The organism is Mesorhizobium sp. DxT (genome assembly GCF_058448885.1).
Genome location: NZ_JBZFLJ010000005.1, coordinates 284579 through 300533, shown reverse-complemented (window position 1 = coordinate 300533; position 15955 = coordinate 284579). Strand labels below are relative to the sequence as shown.

Genomic DNA, 15955 nt, shown 5'->3' with positions numbered 1-15955 from the left:
CAGATAACGATCACCACTGGCCGAAGATCTCGTAGAGCCCCTGCGCGACGCTGCTTTCCAGCGGGAACGACAGCATGCCCATGACGGAATAGCCGAGCAGCCAGGGCATCAGGTAGAAGCGGACCATAAAGAAGAACCAGGCGACGAAGAGTGGCACCAGCGGCTCGATGAGGAAGCCGGGGATGATCGGCCGGAATACCGCGATGATCGGGTTTGTCGCTCGAACGAAGAAGCGCATGAAGAAGAAGTCGGAATCCTCGGGCAGGAAGATGTTCATCGCCGCACGACCGATCAGCGTCCACATCACCAGGCCGAGCAGATAGTCGAGCACGATCACCCAGAGCGGGTGGACGAAAATCAGATCTTCCACGTATTGCCTCCCACGAGAAAGGGGCGGGCCGGAGCCCGCCCCCCTGTCTGCATTAGTCCCAATCAGTGATGGGAAGCAAGGATCGCCTTGCCGCTCGGGATACGGACTTCGTCGACCATATCCTGTATTTCCTTGCTGGGCGCCGGTGTGAGCAGGCTCACGACGACCATGCAAACCAGGCTGACCGGCATGCCGATAATGCCGAAGCGGATGTGGTCGATACCCCACCAGGGCTCCATCAGGCCGTTATAGACCATGTAGAGATACCAGGAGCCGGCAACGAAACCGCCGATCATGCCTGCGATCGCGCCTGCCGTGTTGGCGCGTTTCCACCACACGCCGAGCACCAGCGGGAAGAACAGGCCGGAACAGGCGAAGTCGAACGCCCATGCCACTGCGCCTAGAATGCCCGTCAACTTCAGCGATGCCACGACCGCACCTGCAGCACCGATGAAGATCAGCAGGATACGGGCAACGATGAGGCGCCGCGCGGTATCCGCCTTCGGGTCGATGATCTTGTAGTAGAGATCGTGCGACAGCGCGTTGGCGATGGCGAGCAGCAGGCCGTCCGCCGTCGACATGGCGGCGGCAAGACCGCCCGCAGCCACGAGACCGGAGATCACATAGGGCAGGCCCGCGATTTCCGGCGTTGCGAGCACGACGATGTCGGGCCGCATGAAGAACTCGTTGAGCTGCAATATGCCGTCACCGTTCTGGTCGGCCACCGCCAGCATTCCCACCGAACTCCAGTGCTTGATCCACTCGAGATTGGCGACATCCTCGAACGACTTGCCGATGATCGACGTCGCCAGGTTCGGATCGAGGAGCTGCAGCTTCGTCAGCGTGGCAAGCGCCGGCGCCGAGAAATAGAGCAGGAAGATGAAGGTGAGCGACCAGCCGACCGAACGGCGAGCCGAACGGACGGAAGGCGTCGTGAAGTAGCGCATCAGGATGTGCGGCAGCGATGCCGTGCCGGCCATCATGCAGATGGCGAGCGAGACCATAGCCCAGCCCTGTCCCGTCGGTGCGTTCTGCGGCGTCGTCAGAACCGATACGCCGGGAATGGCTTCGGCCGCCGGCGCAAGGCCATACATGGCCTCGAGTTCGGCGATCCGTCCCACCGCGTCACCATAGGAGAAGTGCGGTATGATGCCGAAGCCCTGCTTGTTGGACATCCAGATGATCGGCACGAGATAGGCGATGATGAGCACGATGTACTGTGCCACCTGCGTCCACGTCACGCCGCGCATGCCACCCAGCATCGAGCAGATGAAGATGCCTGCCAGACCGAGCCACACGCCGAGTTCGAACGGAATGCCCAGTGTCTGGGCCGCGATCGTACCTGTCGCGTTGATCTGCGCCGTCACGTAGGTGAAGGACGCCACCACCAGCACGACGACAGCGCACAGACGCGCCGTGTTGCCGCCGTAACGTGTGCCGATGAAGTCCGGTACGGTGTAGCACCCGAATTTGCGCAAGTAGGGCGCAAGCAGCGAGTTCACCAGCACATAGCCGCCCGTCCAACCGACGATGAAGCCGAGATAGGGGTAGCCACCGAAGTAGACGCCGCCCGCCAGCGCAACGAACGATGCGCCGGACATCCAGTCCGCCGCCGTCGCCATGCCGTTGTAGAGCGCCGGCACTTCGCGGCCCGCCACATAATATGCGTCGACTTCCGCGGTGCGCGAGAGCCAGCCGATGATGGCGTAGATGCTGATGGTGAAGATGAGAAAGCCGATGCCGATAGCCTGGGCACCCATGCCCATGCGTTCGAGGATCGCCATGAACGCGAAGAACGCCAGGAAACCCAGCGTGTAGAGCGCATAGACCTTTCCGAGATTGTCTATGAAACGCCCGCTTTTTGCTTGTTCGACTGCCATCGCGCCCTCCTATTCGTCGACGCCGAATTCGTCGTCGATCTGGTCCTGACGGAAGTTCTGGATCCAGATGATGGCGACGAAGGCGATGAGCGAACCCTGGACACACATGTAGTAGCCAAGCGGGAAGCCCAGGAAGGTAATGGAGTTCAATGGGCCGGCCATCCAGGGAATGATGATGGCGAAGATCACCCAGAGAATCATGACCAGCGTATTGAGATTTCTGGTCTTCTCCCAGTGACGTTCCCTGGCGCCAGCGTCTGTGCTGGACATGGAAATTCCTCCCCTCGATTGTATGCGGGCAGGATGCCCGCAATCCTCCACGCCGGGTCTCCATGGATGGAATCGGCGCTGAACGATGATTACAGACAGTCATCAAACGCGAAAATACTGCTATGGTAGCATTCAGAAGAGCGCCCGGATCGGTCATCTGGTTCTCATGAACGACTTTGCAAAGCAGATTTCCGAGGCGGTTGGCTGGCTGCGCGATGTGGCCTCCAAGCTCACCTTCCGCCGCGACCGCGCACCGATTGCCACGGTCGCGCGGGTCGATCACTTCGCGCGGACACGCGCCGCGCTGATCACGCAGAAGAAGCTCTACGGTTATCTCAAGGAGCGCATCGGCACGCGTTACCCTAAGATGTTCGATGACGAGCTGTTCGCGCAGTCCATCAACGTCGCGAAGATGCATGTCTTCGCCGCGTCGCTGTCCGATATGACGATCTACGCGGTTGCCCAGGTGAGCGCCAATGGACGGATCGAGGGTGCGGACCGTCGCGAATGGGCGCTGGCCTGCTATCGCGCCGGACTGGCCGACAATGCCGACCAGATGACGGACGCCCATGATGCGGAAAGCTGGGTCGGCGCGTTTATCCAGCGTATCGAGGCGACGCTGTGGGAGAATGTAGCCGTTGGCGGGCGTGCATTTACGGAAAGCCCGAAGGCGCTCATCAAATGGGCGCCCATCGCCGATGAGCTGAAGATGCGCGACCGGGAGATCGTGGAAAATTCCATCCGGTTCGCATGGAACGAGGTGATCCGGGATTTTCGCGCGCGGCTCGATGCCGATGCCGCGGCGGTCGACTGGCGCAACCTGCATCCCCGAAACTGAGTTTGCGCCAAAGCCGCTGGCCGCCGACAATCAAAGATCGAAAGAAAAACCCCCGGCCGGAGCCGGGGGTTCTTGTATCATGGGTCCGTATCAGACCGAGTAGTACATGTCGTACTCGACCGGGTGCGGCGTCATCTCGAAGCGCATCACCTCAGCCATCTTCAGTTCGATATAGGCATCGATCTGATCGTCGTCGAAGACGCCACCGGCCTTGAGGAAGCCGCGATCCTTGTCGAGCGACTGAAGCGCTTCGCGCAGGCTGCCGCAGACGGTCGGGATCTTCTTCAGTTCCTTCGGCGGCAGGTCGTAGAGGTCCTTGTCCATGGCCTGACCGGGATGGATCTTGTTCTTGATGCCGTCGAGGCCGGCCATCAGCATCGCCGCGAAGGCGAGGTAAGGGTTGGCCGTCGGGTCGGGGAAGCGAACCTCGACGCGCTTGGCCTTCGGGTTGGAGCCGAACGGGATGCGGCACGATGCGGAACGGTTGCGCGCCGAATAGGCGAGCAGCACCGGAGCCTCATAGCCCGGAACCAGACGCTTGTAGGAGTTGGTCGACGGGTTGGTGAAGGCGTTCAGCGCCTTGGCGTGCTTGATGATGCCGCCGATGTAGAACAGGCACGACTCCGAAAGACCCGCATATTCGTTGCCCGCAAAAGTCGGCTTGCCGCCCTTCCAGATCGACTGGTGGACATGCATGCCCGAACCGTTGTCGCCGAAGATCGGCTTCGGCATGAAGGTAGCGGTCTTGCCGTATGCGTTGGCGACCTGATGCACGGCATACTTGTAGATCTGCATCTTGTCGGCATTGCGGATCAGCGTGTCGAACTTGATGCCGAGCTCGTGCTGGGCTGCAGCCACCTCATGGTGATGCTTCTCGACGACGACGCCCATCTCGGAGAGGACCGTCAGCATCTCGGAGCGCATGTCCTGGAGGGAATCCACCGGCGGGACCGGGAAGTAGCCGCCCTTGACGCGCGGACGGTGGCCGAGGTTGCCGGTCTCGTAATCGGTGTCGTCGTTGGACGGCAGTTCCGAGGAATCGAGCTTGAACCCGGTGTTGTAGGGGTCAGCCTTGTACTTGACGTCGTCGAAGACGAAGAACTCGGCTTCCGGACCCACAAAGACGGTGTCGCCTATGCCTTCGGACTTCATGTAGGCTTCCGCTTTCTTGGCGGTGCCGCGCGGGTCGCGGTTGTAGGCTTCGCCGGAAACCGGGTCGAGAATGTCGCAGACGATAACCATGGTGGACTGAGCGAAGAACGGATCCATGTGAGCCGTCTCGGTGTCGGGCATCAGCACCATGTCGGATTCGTTGATGGCCTTCCAGCCGGCGATCGAGGAGCCATCGAACATGACGCCATCGGCGAACATGTCTTCATCGACTGCCACGACGTCCATCGTCACGTGCTGGAGTTTGCCTTTCGGATCCGTGAAGCGGAGGTCGACGAACTTAACGTCGTTGTCCTTGATCTGCTTCATGATGTCGTTTGCTGTCGTCATTTCATATTTCCCTGTGATGACATTGCGAAATTGAGTGGCGGCGTGGCGGTCAGATCGCGTCGACGCCGGTTTCACCGGTGCGGATGCGCACGACCTCCTCGACGCTGGATACGAAAATCTTGCCGTCGCCGATGCGACCGGTCTGTGCGGCCTTGCGAATGGCCTCGATGGCGGGCTCGACATGATCGTCGGCGAGAACAACCTCGATCTTCACCTTAGGCAGAAAGTCAACGACATATTCTGCACCGCGATAAAGTTCGGTATGGCCTTTCTGGCGTCCGAAACCCTTGGCCTCGGTGACGGTTATGCCCTGGAGACCGACCTCCTGAAGGGCTTCCTTCACCTCGTCCAGCTTGAAGGGTTTGATGATCGCCTCGATCTTTTTCATGCGATAATGGCCTCCGGTAAGATAGGACGGGGTGATATGAGCCGCTTCGGCATTAACGAAAGCATGAACCATGCCAGATGCGGCTGCTGGATCGCCGAAAGCGTAAATTGGGAGATGACGCAGGGCAATTCGGTGGTTGGAGAGCTCCTCCCGCGATTCCGTGCCGTCGCCGCCCGCGCAACGTGCAGCGGCGATACTGAGGGCTGATGAAAAATTATGCAATCTGCATATGAAACGGGCATGTCCCCTGAGCTTCTGACGCCGCAGGAAATGGCAGAAGCCGACAGGCTCACCATCGCATCAGGCCCGCACGACGGCTACGCACTCATGCGCAACGCGGGTGCTGCCGTTGCCGCGGAAGTGCTGCGGCGTTTTCCGGATTTTGCGCGCATCGCGGTCCTGTGCGGCCCCGGCAACAATGGCGGCGACGGCTACGTGGTCGCGCGATTGCTGCGTGAGGCGGGCGTTGCCGTCCGCGTTTTCGCGCAGGTCAAACCGCGCGATGGCTCGGACGCAGCGCTGGCGGCGAAGGAGTGTCCCGTCGCGGCCGAGCCGCTGGAAGCGTTTGAGCCGGCGGTGGACACGCTGGTGGTTGATGCGCTGTACGGCGCCGGCCTTGCCCGGCCGCTCGATGGGCCAGCTCTGGCTGCTGCCCGACGCTGCAGCGATGCTGGCGCGACCGTCGTCGCCATCGACCTGCCATCGGGTGTCGCCGGAGCGAGCGGCAAGACTTGGGAGCGCTCGTTTGAAGCTGCGCTGACCGTCACCTTCTTCCGGCTCAAGCCCGGTCACCTGCTGGAGCCCGGCCGCTCGGCGTGTGGCGAGACGGTGGTGGCCGATATCGGCATGCCGGCCTTGGTGCTCGACGAGATCGTCCCGAAGACATTCGCCAACGCGCCCGCCCTCTGGCGCAAAGCCTTCCCCCAACCGGCGCGCGCCCAGCACAAATATTCGCGCGGCCATGCGGCGGTGTTCTCCGGTGGGCCGGCCTCCACGGGCGCGGCGCGGCTGGCAGCGCTCGCGGCTGCGCGGGTGGGAGCAGGGGCGGTGACCGTGCTGGCGCCGGGCAACGCGCTGGCGGCCAACGCGGCGCATCTGACATCGGTCATGCTGAAGCGTGTTGACGATGGTGACGGCCTTGAAGCGGTGATGGGCGGGCATGCGCCGGATGCGCTGGTGCTCGGCCCCGGCTACGGGCTGGAGCGGCCGGTGCGTGGGCGGGTGCTGGCGCTGCTGGCGAGGATGGAGCGCGGGGCGCTGGTGCTCGACGCCGACGGCATCACCGCCTTCCGCGATGCGCCCGAACGTCTGTTCGATGTCGCGAAGGAGGCCAGGGCCGCGATGGTGCTGACGCCGCATGAAGGCGAGTTCGGCCGGCTGTTCCCCGACCTCGCCGGCGACGACGCGCTGTCCAAGCTCGAGAGGGCGCGCGCGGCGGCGGAGCGGGCGGGGGCGGTGGTGGTGCTGAAGGGCCCCGACACGGTGATCGCCGCGCCCGACGGCCGGGCGGCGATCAACTGCAACGGCAGCCCGTGGCTTGCGACGGCGGGGTCGGGCGACGTGCTCGCCGGCCTGATCGCCGGGCTGGCTGCTCAGAGGATGCCGGCCTTCGAGGCGGCGTGCGCGGCTGTCTGGCTGCACGCCGAGGCCGCGACCCGCTTCGGCCCCGGCCTCATCGCGGAGGACCTGCCGGGCCTGGTGCCGCCGCTGCTGCGCGAACTCCTATGAATTCACCCTTTTCTGCAACGCCATCGCGCCAAACGGCGCGCGCACCTTGCCCTCGGTGATGAAGTAGACGAACACGTCGCGCGGCGTCTTCTCAGCCTTGATGCCAGCGTCGACATAGGGCAGGTCGTCCGGCTGGCCGCCCTCGGCCCAGACCTTTGCGCGCTTCGCCCAGCCGTCCAGTTGCTTCTCCGTGTAGCAATTCTCGTTGTCGTCGCTGCCGCGCTGCAGCCGCGCATAGACGAAGTCGCCGGTGACGTCGGCGATCTCGGGATATTTTTCGTGGTGCGCATAGACGATGGCCGCGCCGTATTTGCGGGCGAGTGCTGCGAATTCGGGGACGGCGAAGCTGTCGTTGCGCACCTCGAGCGCATGGCGCAGCCTCACGCCGTCCTGTTTCTCCGGCAGCAGCTTCAAAAAGCCCTCGAAATCGTCGGGATCGTATTTCTTCGTCGGCGCGAACTGCCAGACGATCGGGCCGAGCTTGTCGCCGAGCTCGGAGACGCCCGACTCCAGAAAACGCTGCACCGACTCGCCGGCCTCCGCCAGCACGCGGCGGTTGGTCGAGAAGCGGATCGCCTTGAGCGCGAAGATGCAATTGTCGTCGGACTCCTTCGCCCATTTGGCGAAGGTCGGCGGCTTGAAGGTCGAATAATAGGTGCCGTTGACCTCGATGGTCCTGACCTGCTGCGAGGCATAGGCAAGCTGCTTCGCCTTGGCGAGCTTGTCGGGATAGAAGGTGCCTTCCCACGGCTCGAACGTCCAGCCGCCCATGCCCGCCCGAACCTGGCCGGCGCCGCTTTTTCCGGATTGCATCGTGTCGTTTCCTCGTTTGCTCCGGGAAAATGCGTCCGCCCGACGGCTTTGTCCACCCGATCCCTGCGGGCTCCTGACAGGTTTGCCCGTCGCCATGACTGCGGGCACCGGTCGCGCGAAAGGCCCGTTCGGGGCTCGCCATGGCTTTCGACCAGCAGGGATCGTCGCCACGCTGCGCGAATCCGCCCTGGCCATTGACGATTGCCGCGTAAGCCGGAGACTGCGGCGCGGTCATGAGGTGTCGGCGGGCTCCAGCACCCACAGCGCGAGGCCGTGGACGTCGTCCAGGACGGTGTGGACCGGATGGGCGGGCGCGCGGCTGCGCGGGGCGCGCTGGCCGTGCGGCCGGCCGGGGCGCAGCGGCCAGATGCGGCGCATGCGGGTGGGAGCCTTCGCCTGCCTGCCTGCGGCATCGCCCCTGTTGCGCGGCGGAGCGGGCGCGGCGATGCGGGCCTGCCAGAGCGCGAAGCGCCGGGCAGCAACCGGCAGGTCGTCCAGCGTGCGCGCGAGTGCCGCGAGCCGCAGGGCAAGGCGCGTCGCATCGAGCGGGTCGCGCGGCGAGGGCGGGGCCGGAACGGGAAACGGCGCGGCGATGCCGGGCACCGAAATGCGCGGCACGCCGCCCGCCACCGGCCGCCGCGCGCGCCAGCGTGGCAGCGGATCGAACAGCGGCAGGATGAGCTGCCGGGCAGGCCGGCAATGGGATGCGGGCGAGTTTTCGACCCCCACTCCGCCTCGCTTTGCTCGGCACCTCTCCCCCGCTCGACGGGGGAGAGGAAACCCAGGCTGCGCTGCCCGGCGTTCTTCCTCCACCCCGTCGAGCGGGGGAGAGGTGGTTTGCGAAGCAAATCGGAGTGGGGGTCGATATGCCCCTGGAATCTCATCTGTCGAATGACCCGGTTCCAGGACCAGCCCGCGCGCGACGACGATCACCAGCCGCCGCACCGCCGCCTCGGCCGGACGCAGCAGGCGCAGCACGGCGCGGTGGAGATGGCGGGGCAGGGTGGGGCGGTCGGCAATTGGCGATGGGCAATCGGTCGGACCATCGGGGGCCTGTACGGGTTCCGGCTGCTGGCCGGTGATTGCCGTCTGCTCGTTCCCCAGTCCGGCCATGGCAACAAGCATCGCCAGAATGCGCGTCAGCGCCGTGCGGTGATGCTCGATTGCAGCATTCCAGTCCATTGCCGCCTCCGTCCGGTCAGGGCGGCGGGATTGTGGGGGAAGGATTGGAGGGGGTGGATAGATGAGGGAAAGACAGTCAGCAGATGTTAGCCTGGCAGTCGCAGCGGCGAGGAAATTGCCCCTCACCCTTACCCTCTCCCCGCACGCGGGGAGAGGGGGGCGTCTACGTCGGCGCATGCCCTTGCTGGGCGCCGGGCTCCCGCTCTGTTCGTGTGCGGAGAGATGTCCTCACCGATGGCACCCATGGAGGGTGAGCGCTGCGCTGGTGTCTCCCTCTCCTCGCGAGCGGGGAGAGGGTAAGGGTGAGGGGCAGCGCCCCCGGCCGATCTTTCTCCACCACGAACAAAGGAACGGCGCCGTTGAATCTAGCTAGATTTCTAGCTATATTGACCACATGACAACGATCAACATGCATGACGCCAAGACGCAGCTTTCCGACCTTGTCGCGCGCGCCGAGGCCGGCGAGGAGATCGTCATCGCGCGACGCAACAAACCGGCTGTGAGGCTGGTTCCGGTGGAGGGGGCAGGCACAGCCAGCATTCGCGAAGCGCGTAAGCGGGCGCCCGGCCGCTTTGCCCGTCTGCGCTCGACGATGCAGGAAAGCGACTGGTTTGCACCGCTGCCCGAGGACGAGTTGCAGGCATGGGAAGGCAAGCATTCGCTCGACCCGGACAAATCTGACAGGTGAGCCTCCTCCTCGATACCCATACTTTCGCGTGGTTCTACCTGGGCGAAGGACTGCCGCGTCGTGCGCGCGAACTCATCGAAGACTACCAGGCGGAGATCTTCGTCAGCGCCATTTCAGCCTACGAGATGGCGCTGAAATACCGCCTCGGGCTCTGGCCGGATGCCGGCCCGCTTGTCGCCGACTTCGAGGCCCTGATCGAGCAGGCACATTTCAAGACGCTGAACGTCTCGGCACACCACGCCATCCGCGCAGGGCTGCTTGCGACCGTCCACCGCGATCCGTTCGACCGGATTATCGCCGCGCAGGCGGCAGCAGAGGGATTGCGGGTGGTGTCGAAGGACCGGCAGCTCGAAGCGCTGGGGGCCGAGGTGGTGTGGCAATCTTAGATTATCTATGCCACTGCAATAGATGGTAGCCTTGAATCATTTCGGCCCTTAATCTGCCGCCGGGGCAACGGTGTAATGGGCGTCATGGTTAAACAACTTACGCGATCAGCGGTTCGTATTTACGGCGCATTGTCTGCACTCGGAAACGACAGCGGAAACGTGCTGGAGGGTTTGCTCCCATTTTTTGATCCGATCTTACGACGTCATAATGGCAGCAAACTCGACCCAAATTTTATCGCTGCAGAAATTCGCGATACATACAAATGGAATTTCAATGCCGATCTAGTAGAGACTTTTGTTCCCTACTTAGAGCGTCATGGATGGATTGTTGCTGATATCGCAGGGACCACTGATACCACCTATACTATACAGATGGATGGCAGCGGCGATCTGGGTGCTTCTGCTCAGACCGTCGAGGCCGATCTGCGCCGCATCGCGACCCAATTCAAGGAATTCTCCGAAGCGCTTTCACCACTCACTGCGATTCCTCGAGAGGTCGAGGAGTTCGAGGATATCCTCGTTGAATGGCTCCTTTACGTAGAAGCTTTCAGCGAGAAGAACATCGAGTTCAAAACGGGGTTCAAACCCGATGCATCGGGCAAGTTGCGGCAAATCGTAGATATTCCCAACACCACCTCCCTGCGCGACGAAGAGAGGTTCCTGTGCGCGCGCTTTGTCAAATATACGATTGAAGAGAACCAAGGTAGTGCTGAGATACTTGCCCGGATAGCTGCCATCGGGCTTCTGACCGAGGTCGTCCAAGATTTTGTAAAGCCGGTGACCTCGGTCGAAAGCTCCGATCTCATTGTCTATTTGGACGCGCCCGTTGCGATGGAACTTCTCGGTGTTTCCGGGAAATTGGCGCGCGAGAATACTGCTCCGATTGTAGCTGAACTTATCAGGATTGGGGCCGCGGTCCGAATTTTCGGGCAAAGCCTGGACGAGATAAAGAATAGTCTCAAGGCCGTTCTAAAAAATCCCCGCCCCACAGGACCAACTGCGCAGGCCCTACTAAGGCGCGAGGTGTTGCGGGAGTATGTGGGCGAGGTGTCTCGGAACCCTGCAGTGCTGTTGGAAGCAATGGGTGTAAGGGCTACATATCGGAGTCGAGAGCAGACTCCTTCCGAGCACCAGTTCTTTACCAAGGAAAACTGGCAGGACCTTTACAGCAGGCTTAGCTACGCGGAGAACCCGCTCGCGCGGGAGCACGACGCTGATATTACAGCTTTTGTTGTCAGGCAGCGACGGGGCAGAACTAACCGGGACATATTCAAGTCGCATGCAGTGGCTCTCACTCGGAATGGTCTTCTCGCCCAAGTTGTCCGCCGAGCGTCTGTGCAAGTAGGTGGGCTGCCGGAAGAAGCCGTACCCCCGGTCGTTCACCGCCGAGTACTTGCCACCGCCATCTGGCTCCGCACTGGTATGGGGGCGGGTGATCTCAATGTTCCGAGGCGAATGCTACTAGCAAGCTGCGAACATGTACTCGCCATCCGCCCGGGGGTCGTAGAGGCGGTGAAGCGACTCACCGACGCGCTGGGTGATGACGACAAAAGCCGCCAACTTGACCTACTGATTTCGCAGGATCGCAGTGCTCAGGCTCTGATGGACAAAACGCTCGGCGTATCCAATGTCGTGACTGAGGAAAGCCTCCCGCTTTTGTGGCAGGAAATGTTACACCCGCACCTAGAAGAAGAACGTCAGAAAGGATTGGAGGCTGTCAAGAAGGCAAAAACAGAAGGAAAGAACCGGTTAGACAAGGCTAACGAGAAAATCGAAGCGATAAAGAAGAAGAGAGCGGAAGATGCTGCGTCTTTGAGCGCAAAGTTGGAAGCCAAGCGCCGTGAGGACCGTGATGTAATTGAGGCCCTTTGTTTTGATGTCGAAGGGCGGCTTCGCCGGCTTAGGCGGGTGAGAGTGGGTATTGGTGTGGCCTTGGGCTTAACGCTCTCAGTTCCGCTCCTGTTGGACACAACGCCAATGGTTCGAGGAGCTTCTTTCCTTGGAGGCTGGCTTCTGGCCTACCTTACTGCTACGGGCGGAAAGTTGTTCGGAATCGCTACCGATGAAACGCGGGCGACCAAAGCGCTGCATTCCGCCGCAGAACGTAGAAAGCTGGCCAGTAAGCTCGACCAATTCGACATTAGCTGGAACAAGACCGCTTTTGCCGTTGCAGACCGACAGGAGTATCCCTCGCCTGATGGCGACGACTTGTTCGGCTTGAACCGCGGAGCCAAGTAGAATTGCTGACAACGACTGGTGATGGTGCTCCTCATTGGCCGTTCGCCTTCAACTACTCCGCCGCCTCGCGCTTCCTCCCCGCCGGCCTTCTCTCCAGCAGCTCCTTCAAGAACTGCCCCGTATAACTCCGCTCCTCGGCCACGATGTCTTCCGGCGTACCGCTGGCGACCAGTTCGCCGCCGCCGTCGCCGCCGTCGGGGCCGAGGTCCAGGATCCAGTCGGCGGTCTTGATGACTTCGAGATTGTGCTCGATGACGACGACGGTGTTGCCCTGCTCGACCAGCTCGTGCAGGACCTCGAGCAGTTTTGCCACGTCGTGGAAGTGGAGGCCGGTGGTGGGCTCATCGAGGATGTAGAGCGTCTTGCCGGTGGCTTTTCGCGAGAGCTCCTTGGCGAGCTTGATGCGCTGCGCTTCGCCGCCCGAGAGCGTGGTCGCCTGCTGGCCGACATGGATGTAGCCGAGGCCGACCTTCTTGAGCGTTTCCAGCTTGTCGCGCACGCCGGGCACGGCGGCGAAGAAGTCGACGCCTTCCTCCACCGTCATGTCGAGCACGTCGGCGATGGACTTGCCCTTGAACAGGACTTCGAGCGTCTCGCGGTTGTAGCGCTTGCCGTGGCAGACGTCGCAGGTGACGTAGACGTCGGGCAGGAAGTGCATCTCGATCTTGATGACGCCGTCGCCCTGGCAGGCCTCGCAGCGCCCGCCCTTGACGTTGAAGGAGAAGCGGCCTGGCTGGTAGCCGCGCGCCTTGGCTTCGGGAAGGCCGGCGAACCAGTCGCGGATCGGCGTGAAGGCGCCGGTATAGGTGGCCGGGTTCGAGCGCGGGGTGCGGCCGATGGGCGACTGGTCGATGTCGATCACCTTGTCGAGGAATTCGAGGCCCTCGATGCGGTCGTGCTCGGCCGGGTGCTCTCTTGAGCCCATGATGCGGCGCGAGGCGGCCTTATAGAGCGTCTCGATCAGGAAGGTCGACTTGCCGCCGCCCGACACGCCGGTGACGCAGGCGAACGTGCCCAGCGGGATTTCGGCGGTGACGTCCTTCAAATTGTTGCCGCGCGCGCCGACGACCTTGATGCGCTTGCCCTTCTTGCCCGGGCGGCGCTCGGCCGGCACGGCGATGCCCATCTCGCCCGACAGATACTGGCCGGTGAGCGAGTTGGTATTGGCCATGATCTCGGCCGGCGTGCCGCGCGCGACAACCTTGCCGCCGTGGATGCCGGCGGCGGGGCCGATGTCGACGACATAGTCGGCCGTCAGCACCGCATCCTCGTCATGCTCGACGACGATGACGGTGTTGCCGATATCACGCAGGTGCTTAAGCGTCTCGAGCAGGCGGGCATTGTCGCGCTGGTGCAGGCCGATGGAGGGCTCGTCCAGCACATAAAGCACGCCGGTGAGGCCGGAGCCGATCTGGCTTGCGAGCCGGATGCGCTGGCTCTCGCCGCCCGAAAGCGTGCCCGACTTGCGCGACAGGGTCAGGTAGTCGAGCCCGACATCGTTGAGGAAACGCAGCCGCTCGCGGATCTCCTTGAGGATGCGCACGGCGATCTCGTTCTGCTTGTCGTTCATCGCGGCCGGCAGGTCCTCGAACCAGCCATTGGCGTTGCGGATCGACATCTCGGTGACCTGGCCGATGTGGAGGCCGCCGATCTTGACGGCGAGCGCCTCGGGCTTCAGCCGGTAGCCGTTGCAGGCGGGGCAGGGGGTGGACGACATGAAGCGCTCGATCTCCTCGCGCATCCAGGCCGATTCCGTCTCCTTCCAGCGGCGTTCGAGGTTGGGGATGACGCCCTCGAAGGTCTTGGTCGTCTTGTAGGAGCGCAGGCCGTCGTCGTAGCCGAACTCGATCTTGCGATCGCCGGTGCCGCGCAGGATGGCGTCCTTCGCGTCCTCCGGCAGGTCGCGCCAGCGGTCGCCGATCTTGAAGCCGTACGCCTTGCCGAGCGCTTCGAGCGTCTGCGTGTAGTAGGGCGAGGTCGACTTCGCCCACGGGGCCACCGCGCCCTCGCGCAGCGAGACGTGCTCTTCCGGCACCACCAGCATCGGGTCGATGGCGCGCTGGGTGCCGAGCCCGTCGCAGGTGGGGCAGGCGCCGAAGGGGTTGTTGAACGAGAACAGCCGCGGCTCGATCTCGGGGATCGTGAAGCCGGAGACCGGGCAGGCGAATTTCTCCGAGAACAGGATGCGTTCGTGGGTCTCGTTCTTGGACTTGTTGACCGCGTCCTGGCCGGTCTGGCTGGCATCGAGCGGCTTGTCGGCGAACTCGGCGACCGCAATGCCCTCGGCGAGCTTGAGCGCGGTTTCGAGCGAGTCGGCCAGCCGCGCGGCGAGGTCGGAGCGCACCACCACGCGGTCCACCACCACGTCGATGTCGTGCTTGTACTTCTTGTCGAGCGCCGGCACCTCGCCGATCTCGTAGAAGGTGCCGTCGACCTTGACGCGCTGGAAGCCCTTCTTCTGGAGCTCGGCCAGTTCCTTGCGGTATTCGCCCTTGCGGCCGCGCACGATGGGCGCGGTGATGTAGAGGCGCGTGCCCTCGTCGAGCGCCAGCACGCGGTCGACCATCTGGCTGACCGTCTGGCTCTCGATCGGCAGGCCGGTCGCCGGCGAATAGGGCACGCCGACGCGCGCGAAGAGCAGGCGCATATAGTCGTAAATCTCGGTGACGGTGCCGACCGTCGAGCGCGGGTTCTTCGACGTCGTCTTCTGCTCGATCGAGATGGCCGGCGACAGGCCGTCGATCTGGTCGACGTCCGGCTTCTGCATCATCTCGAGGAACTGCCGGGCATAGGCCGACAGGCTCTCCACATAGCGCCGCTGCCCCTCTGCGTAGATGGTGTCGAAGGCGAGCGACGACTTGCCCGAGCCGGACAGGCCGGTCATGACGATCAACTGGTCGCGCGGCAGGTCGAGATCGACATTCTTGAGATTGTGCTCGCGCGCGCCGCGAATGGAGATGAATTTCTGGTCCGCCATGGTCCCGTGTGCCGCCTTACATCAGAACGGCCGGCATCGTAGCCGGCCAGACCCCGGATATGGTGTTGTTGGTGCCGTCCGTCGAGGCCGGCGGCCTCCGGAAAACCGCCTCTGGCTTTTCACGCGTTTTCGCGCACAGGGCAAGCAGAAAGAACAGAGAGCGAACAGCTCCTGACAATCCGTTGGCAGGAGGACGCGGCCACTGGCGATCACGAATTGTTGCCGTGCCGGCGTCGACGGTTGACGTTGGGGCAGGGCGGAGTCATGCTCTCCCGGTCAGATGAAGCTCGCCTCGGCGGTCGTCCTCGTACGCCCAAGGGGTGTCGGAAACACGGCAAGGCTTGAGCGCGTCTGCGAAAGGAGAAACTGCAAAGGGAGACGAGGCATGACCCCGCCGGACAGTCCCAGCAGGCTCCACCACGGTGTGGAGCCACGATAGCCTGAAGGCCAGCGCACGTCGCGGCCCCGTTATCGATCAACCTACAATTTGACAGATAGTCGGATCATCGGGCGACGACCCGAGACGCATCCGAAGAACGTGCCGGTAATCCACTCCCGGCGACAGAGCAAAGGCTCTCAACGGCCCCGACCACGTCGCGAACGTGGCGGGGCTTTCTTCGTCGCCGGCAGCGACCGAACCGCGGAGGCCGCCGGGATTGTCAGGAGCCCCATTCTCTTGTAAAGAACAAATGAAGAA

At 62.9% G+C, this 15955-nt stretch carries 13 protein-coding genes; 5 read left to right on the top strand and 8 right to left on the bottom strand.

From position 1 onward, the window contains the following. Positions 1 to 10 precede the first annotated feature (10 nt). From ACVJNE_RS12285 to ACVJNE_RS12275, 3 genes are all read right to left on the bottom strand, one after another. Positions 11 to 370, bottom strand: coding sequence for a YggT family protein (locus tag ACVJNE_RS12285; RefSeq protein WP_499565910.1), 360 nt, complete (start codon positions 368 to 370; stop codon positions 11 to 13). 62 nt (positions 371 to 432) lie between these two features. Then, on the bottom strand, positions 433 to 2250 hold the full coding sequence (locus ACVJNE_RS12280; RefSeq protein ID WP_499565908.1) for a sodium:solute symporter family protein: 1818 nt from the start codon (positions 2248 to 2250) through the stop codon (positions 433 to 435). Between the two features lie 9 nt (positions 2251 to 2259). Continuing rightward, positions 2260 to 2520 (bottom strand): DUF4212 domain-containing protein, encoded by a 261-nt coding sequence (locus tag ACVJNE_RS12275; RefSeq protein ID WP_499565906.1) that lies wholly within the window; start codon positions 2518 to 2520, stop codon positions 2260 to 2262. Between the two features lie 166 nt (positions 2521 to 2686). On the opposite strand from ACVJNE_RS12275, the gene ACVJNE_RS12270 reads away from it, so the two are divergent. Beyond that, positions 2687 to 3358 carry a hypothetical protein gene (locus tag ACVJNE_RS12270; protein ID WP_499565904.1) on the top strand — a complete coding sequence of 224 codons (672 nt, stop codon included), beginning with the start codon at positions 2687 to 2689 and terminating at the stop codon, positions 3356 to 3358. Positions 3359 to 3448: 90 nt separating this feature from the next. On the opposite strand, the gene glnA is transcribed toward ACVJNE_RS12270, so the two are convergent. Beyond that, entirely contained in the window at positions 3449 to 4858 is a 1410-nt protein-coding gene (gene glnA / locus ACVJNE_RS12265) for a type I glutamate--ammonia ligase (protein WP_173191047.1), read from the bottom strand. A gap of 49 nt (positions 4859 to 4907) precedes the next feature. Then, the gene (locus ACVJNE_RS12260; RefSeq protein ID WP_499565902.1) at positions 4908 to 5246 is read right to left on the bottom strand and encodes a P-II family nitrogen regulator; all 339 of its coding nucleotides are present in this window, start codon (positions 5244 to 5246) and stop codon (positions 4908 to 4910) included. Between the two features lie 240 nt (positions 5247 to 5486). Here ACVJNE_RS12260 and ACVJNE_RS12255 point away from each other — a divergent pair, with 240 nt between their 5' ends. Beyond that, entirely contained in the window at positions 5487 to 6974 is a 1488-nt protein-coding gene (locus ACVJNE_RS12255; protein WP_499565900.1) for an NAD(P)H-hydrate dehydratase, read from the top strand. Here the strand turns inward: ACVJNE_RS12255 and ACVJNE_RS12250 are convergent. Together ACVJNE_RS12250 and ACVJNE_RS12245 are read right to left on the bottom strand one after the other, a co-directional pair. After that, positions 6969 to 7787: a DUF72 domain-containing protein gene (locus ACVJNE_RS12250; protein ID WP_499565898.1), complete on the bottom strand. Its 819-nt coding sequence runs from the start codon at positions 7785 to 7787 to the stop codon at positions 6969 to 6971. The two genes, ACVJNE_RS12255 and ACVJNE_RS12250, sit on opposite strands and share 6 nt — an antisense overlap. Positions 7788 to 8018: 231 nt before the next feature. After that, positions 8019 to 8969 (bottom strand): serine/threonine-protein kinase, encoded by a 951-nt coding sequence (locus tag ACVJNE_RS12245; RefSeq protein ID WP_499565896.1) that lies wholly within the window; start codon positions 8967 to 8969, stop codon positions 8019 to 8021. A gap of 394 nt (positions 8970 to 9363) precedes the next feature. On the opposite strand from ACVJNE_RS12245, the gene ACVJNE_RS12240 reads away from it, so the two are divergent. The 3 genes from ACVJNE_RS12240 to ACVJNE_RS12230 all read left to right on the top strand — a co-directional run bounded on the left by ACVJNE_RS12240 (position 9364) and on the right by ACVJNE_RS12230 (position 12281). Continuing rightward, positions 9364 to 9657, top strand: a complete 294-nt coding sequence (locus ACVJNE_RS12240) for a type II toxin-antitoxin system Phd/YefM family antitoxin (RefSeq protein ID WP_499565895.1) — start codon at positions 9364 to 9366, stop codon at positions 9655 to 9657. Next, positions 9654 to 10043, top strand: coding sequence for a type II toxin-antitoxin system VapC family toxin (locus ACVJNE_RS12235; RefSeq protein ID WP_499565893.1), 390 nt, complete (start codon positions 9654 to 9656; stop codon positions 10041 to 10043). Before ACVJNE_RS12240 ends, ACVJNE_RS12235 begins: the two co-directional genes overlap by 4 nt. A gap of 75 nt (positions 10044 to 10118) precedes the next feature. Continuing rightward, a complete protein-coding gene (locus ACVJNE_RS12230) occupies positions 10119 to 12281 on the top strand; it encodes a hypothetical protein (protein ID WP_499565891.1) in 2163 nt (720 codons plus the stop codon). 52 nt (positions 12282 to 12333) lie between these two features. On the opposite strand, the gene uvrA is transcribed toward ACVJNE_RS12230, so the two are convergent. Further along, positions 12334 to 15258 (bottom strand): excinuclease ABC subunit UvrA, encoded by a 2925-nt coding sequence (gene uvrA / locus ACVJNE_RS12225; RefSeq protein ID WP_499565889.1) that lies wholly within the window; start codon positions 15256 to 15258, stop codon positions 12334 to 12336. Positions 15259 to 15955: the final 697 nt, after the last annotated feature.

What these genes read in the sequence shown, in the direction of transcription:
- ACVJNE_RS12280 (WP_499565908.1), bottom strand. Translation starts at nt 2,250, where the DNA reads ATGGCAGTCGAACAAGCAAAAAGCGGGCGTTTCATAGACAATCTCGGA.
- ACVJNE_RS12240 (WP_499565895.1), top strand. Translation starts at nt 9,364, where the DNA reads ATGACAACGATCAACATGCATGACGCCAAGACGCAGCTTTCCGACCTT.
- ACVJNE_RS12250 (WP_499565898.1), bottom strand. Translation starts at nt 7,787, where the DNA reads ATGCAATCCGGAAAAAGCGGCGCCGGCCAGGTTCGGGCGGGCATGGGC.
- ACVJNE_RS12245 (WP_499565896.1), bottom strand. Translation starts at nt 8,969, where the DNA reads ATGGACTGGAATGCTGCAATCGAGCATCACCGCACGGCGCTGACGCGC.
- glnA (WP_173191047.1), bottom strand. Translation starts at nt 4,858, where the DNA reads ATGACGACAGCAAACGACATCATGAAGCAGATCAAGGACAACGACGTT.
- ACVJNE_RS12270 (WP_499565904.1), top strand. Translation starts at nt 2,687, where the DNA reads ATGAACGACTTTGCAAAGCAGATTTCCGAGGCGGTTGGCTGGCTGCGC.
- ACVJNE_RS12230 (WP_499565891.1), top strand. Translation starts at nt 10,119, where the DNA reads ATGGGCGTCATGGTTAAACAACTTACGCGATCAGCGGTTCGTATTTAC.
- ACVJNE_RS12275 (WP_499565906.1), bottom strand. Translation starts at nt 2,520, where the DNA reads ATGTCCAGCACAGACGCTGGCGCCAGGGAACGTCACTGGGAGAAGACC.
- ACVJNE_RS12260 (WP_499565902.1), bottom strand. Translation starts at nt 5,246, where the DNA reads ATGAAAAAGATCGAGGCGATCATCAAACCCTTCAAGCTGGACGAGGTG.
- uvrA (WP_499565889.1), bottom strand. Translation starts at nt 15,258, where the DNA reads ATGGCGGACCAGAAATTCATCTCCATTCGCGGCGCGCGCGAGCACAAT.
- ACVJNE_RS12255 (WP_499565900.1), top strand. Translation starts at nt 5,487, where the DNA reads ATGTCCCCTGAGCTTCTGACGCCGCAGGAAATGGCAGAAGCCGACAGG.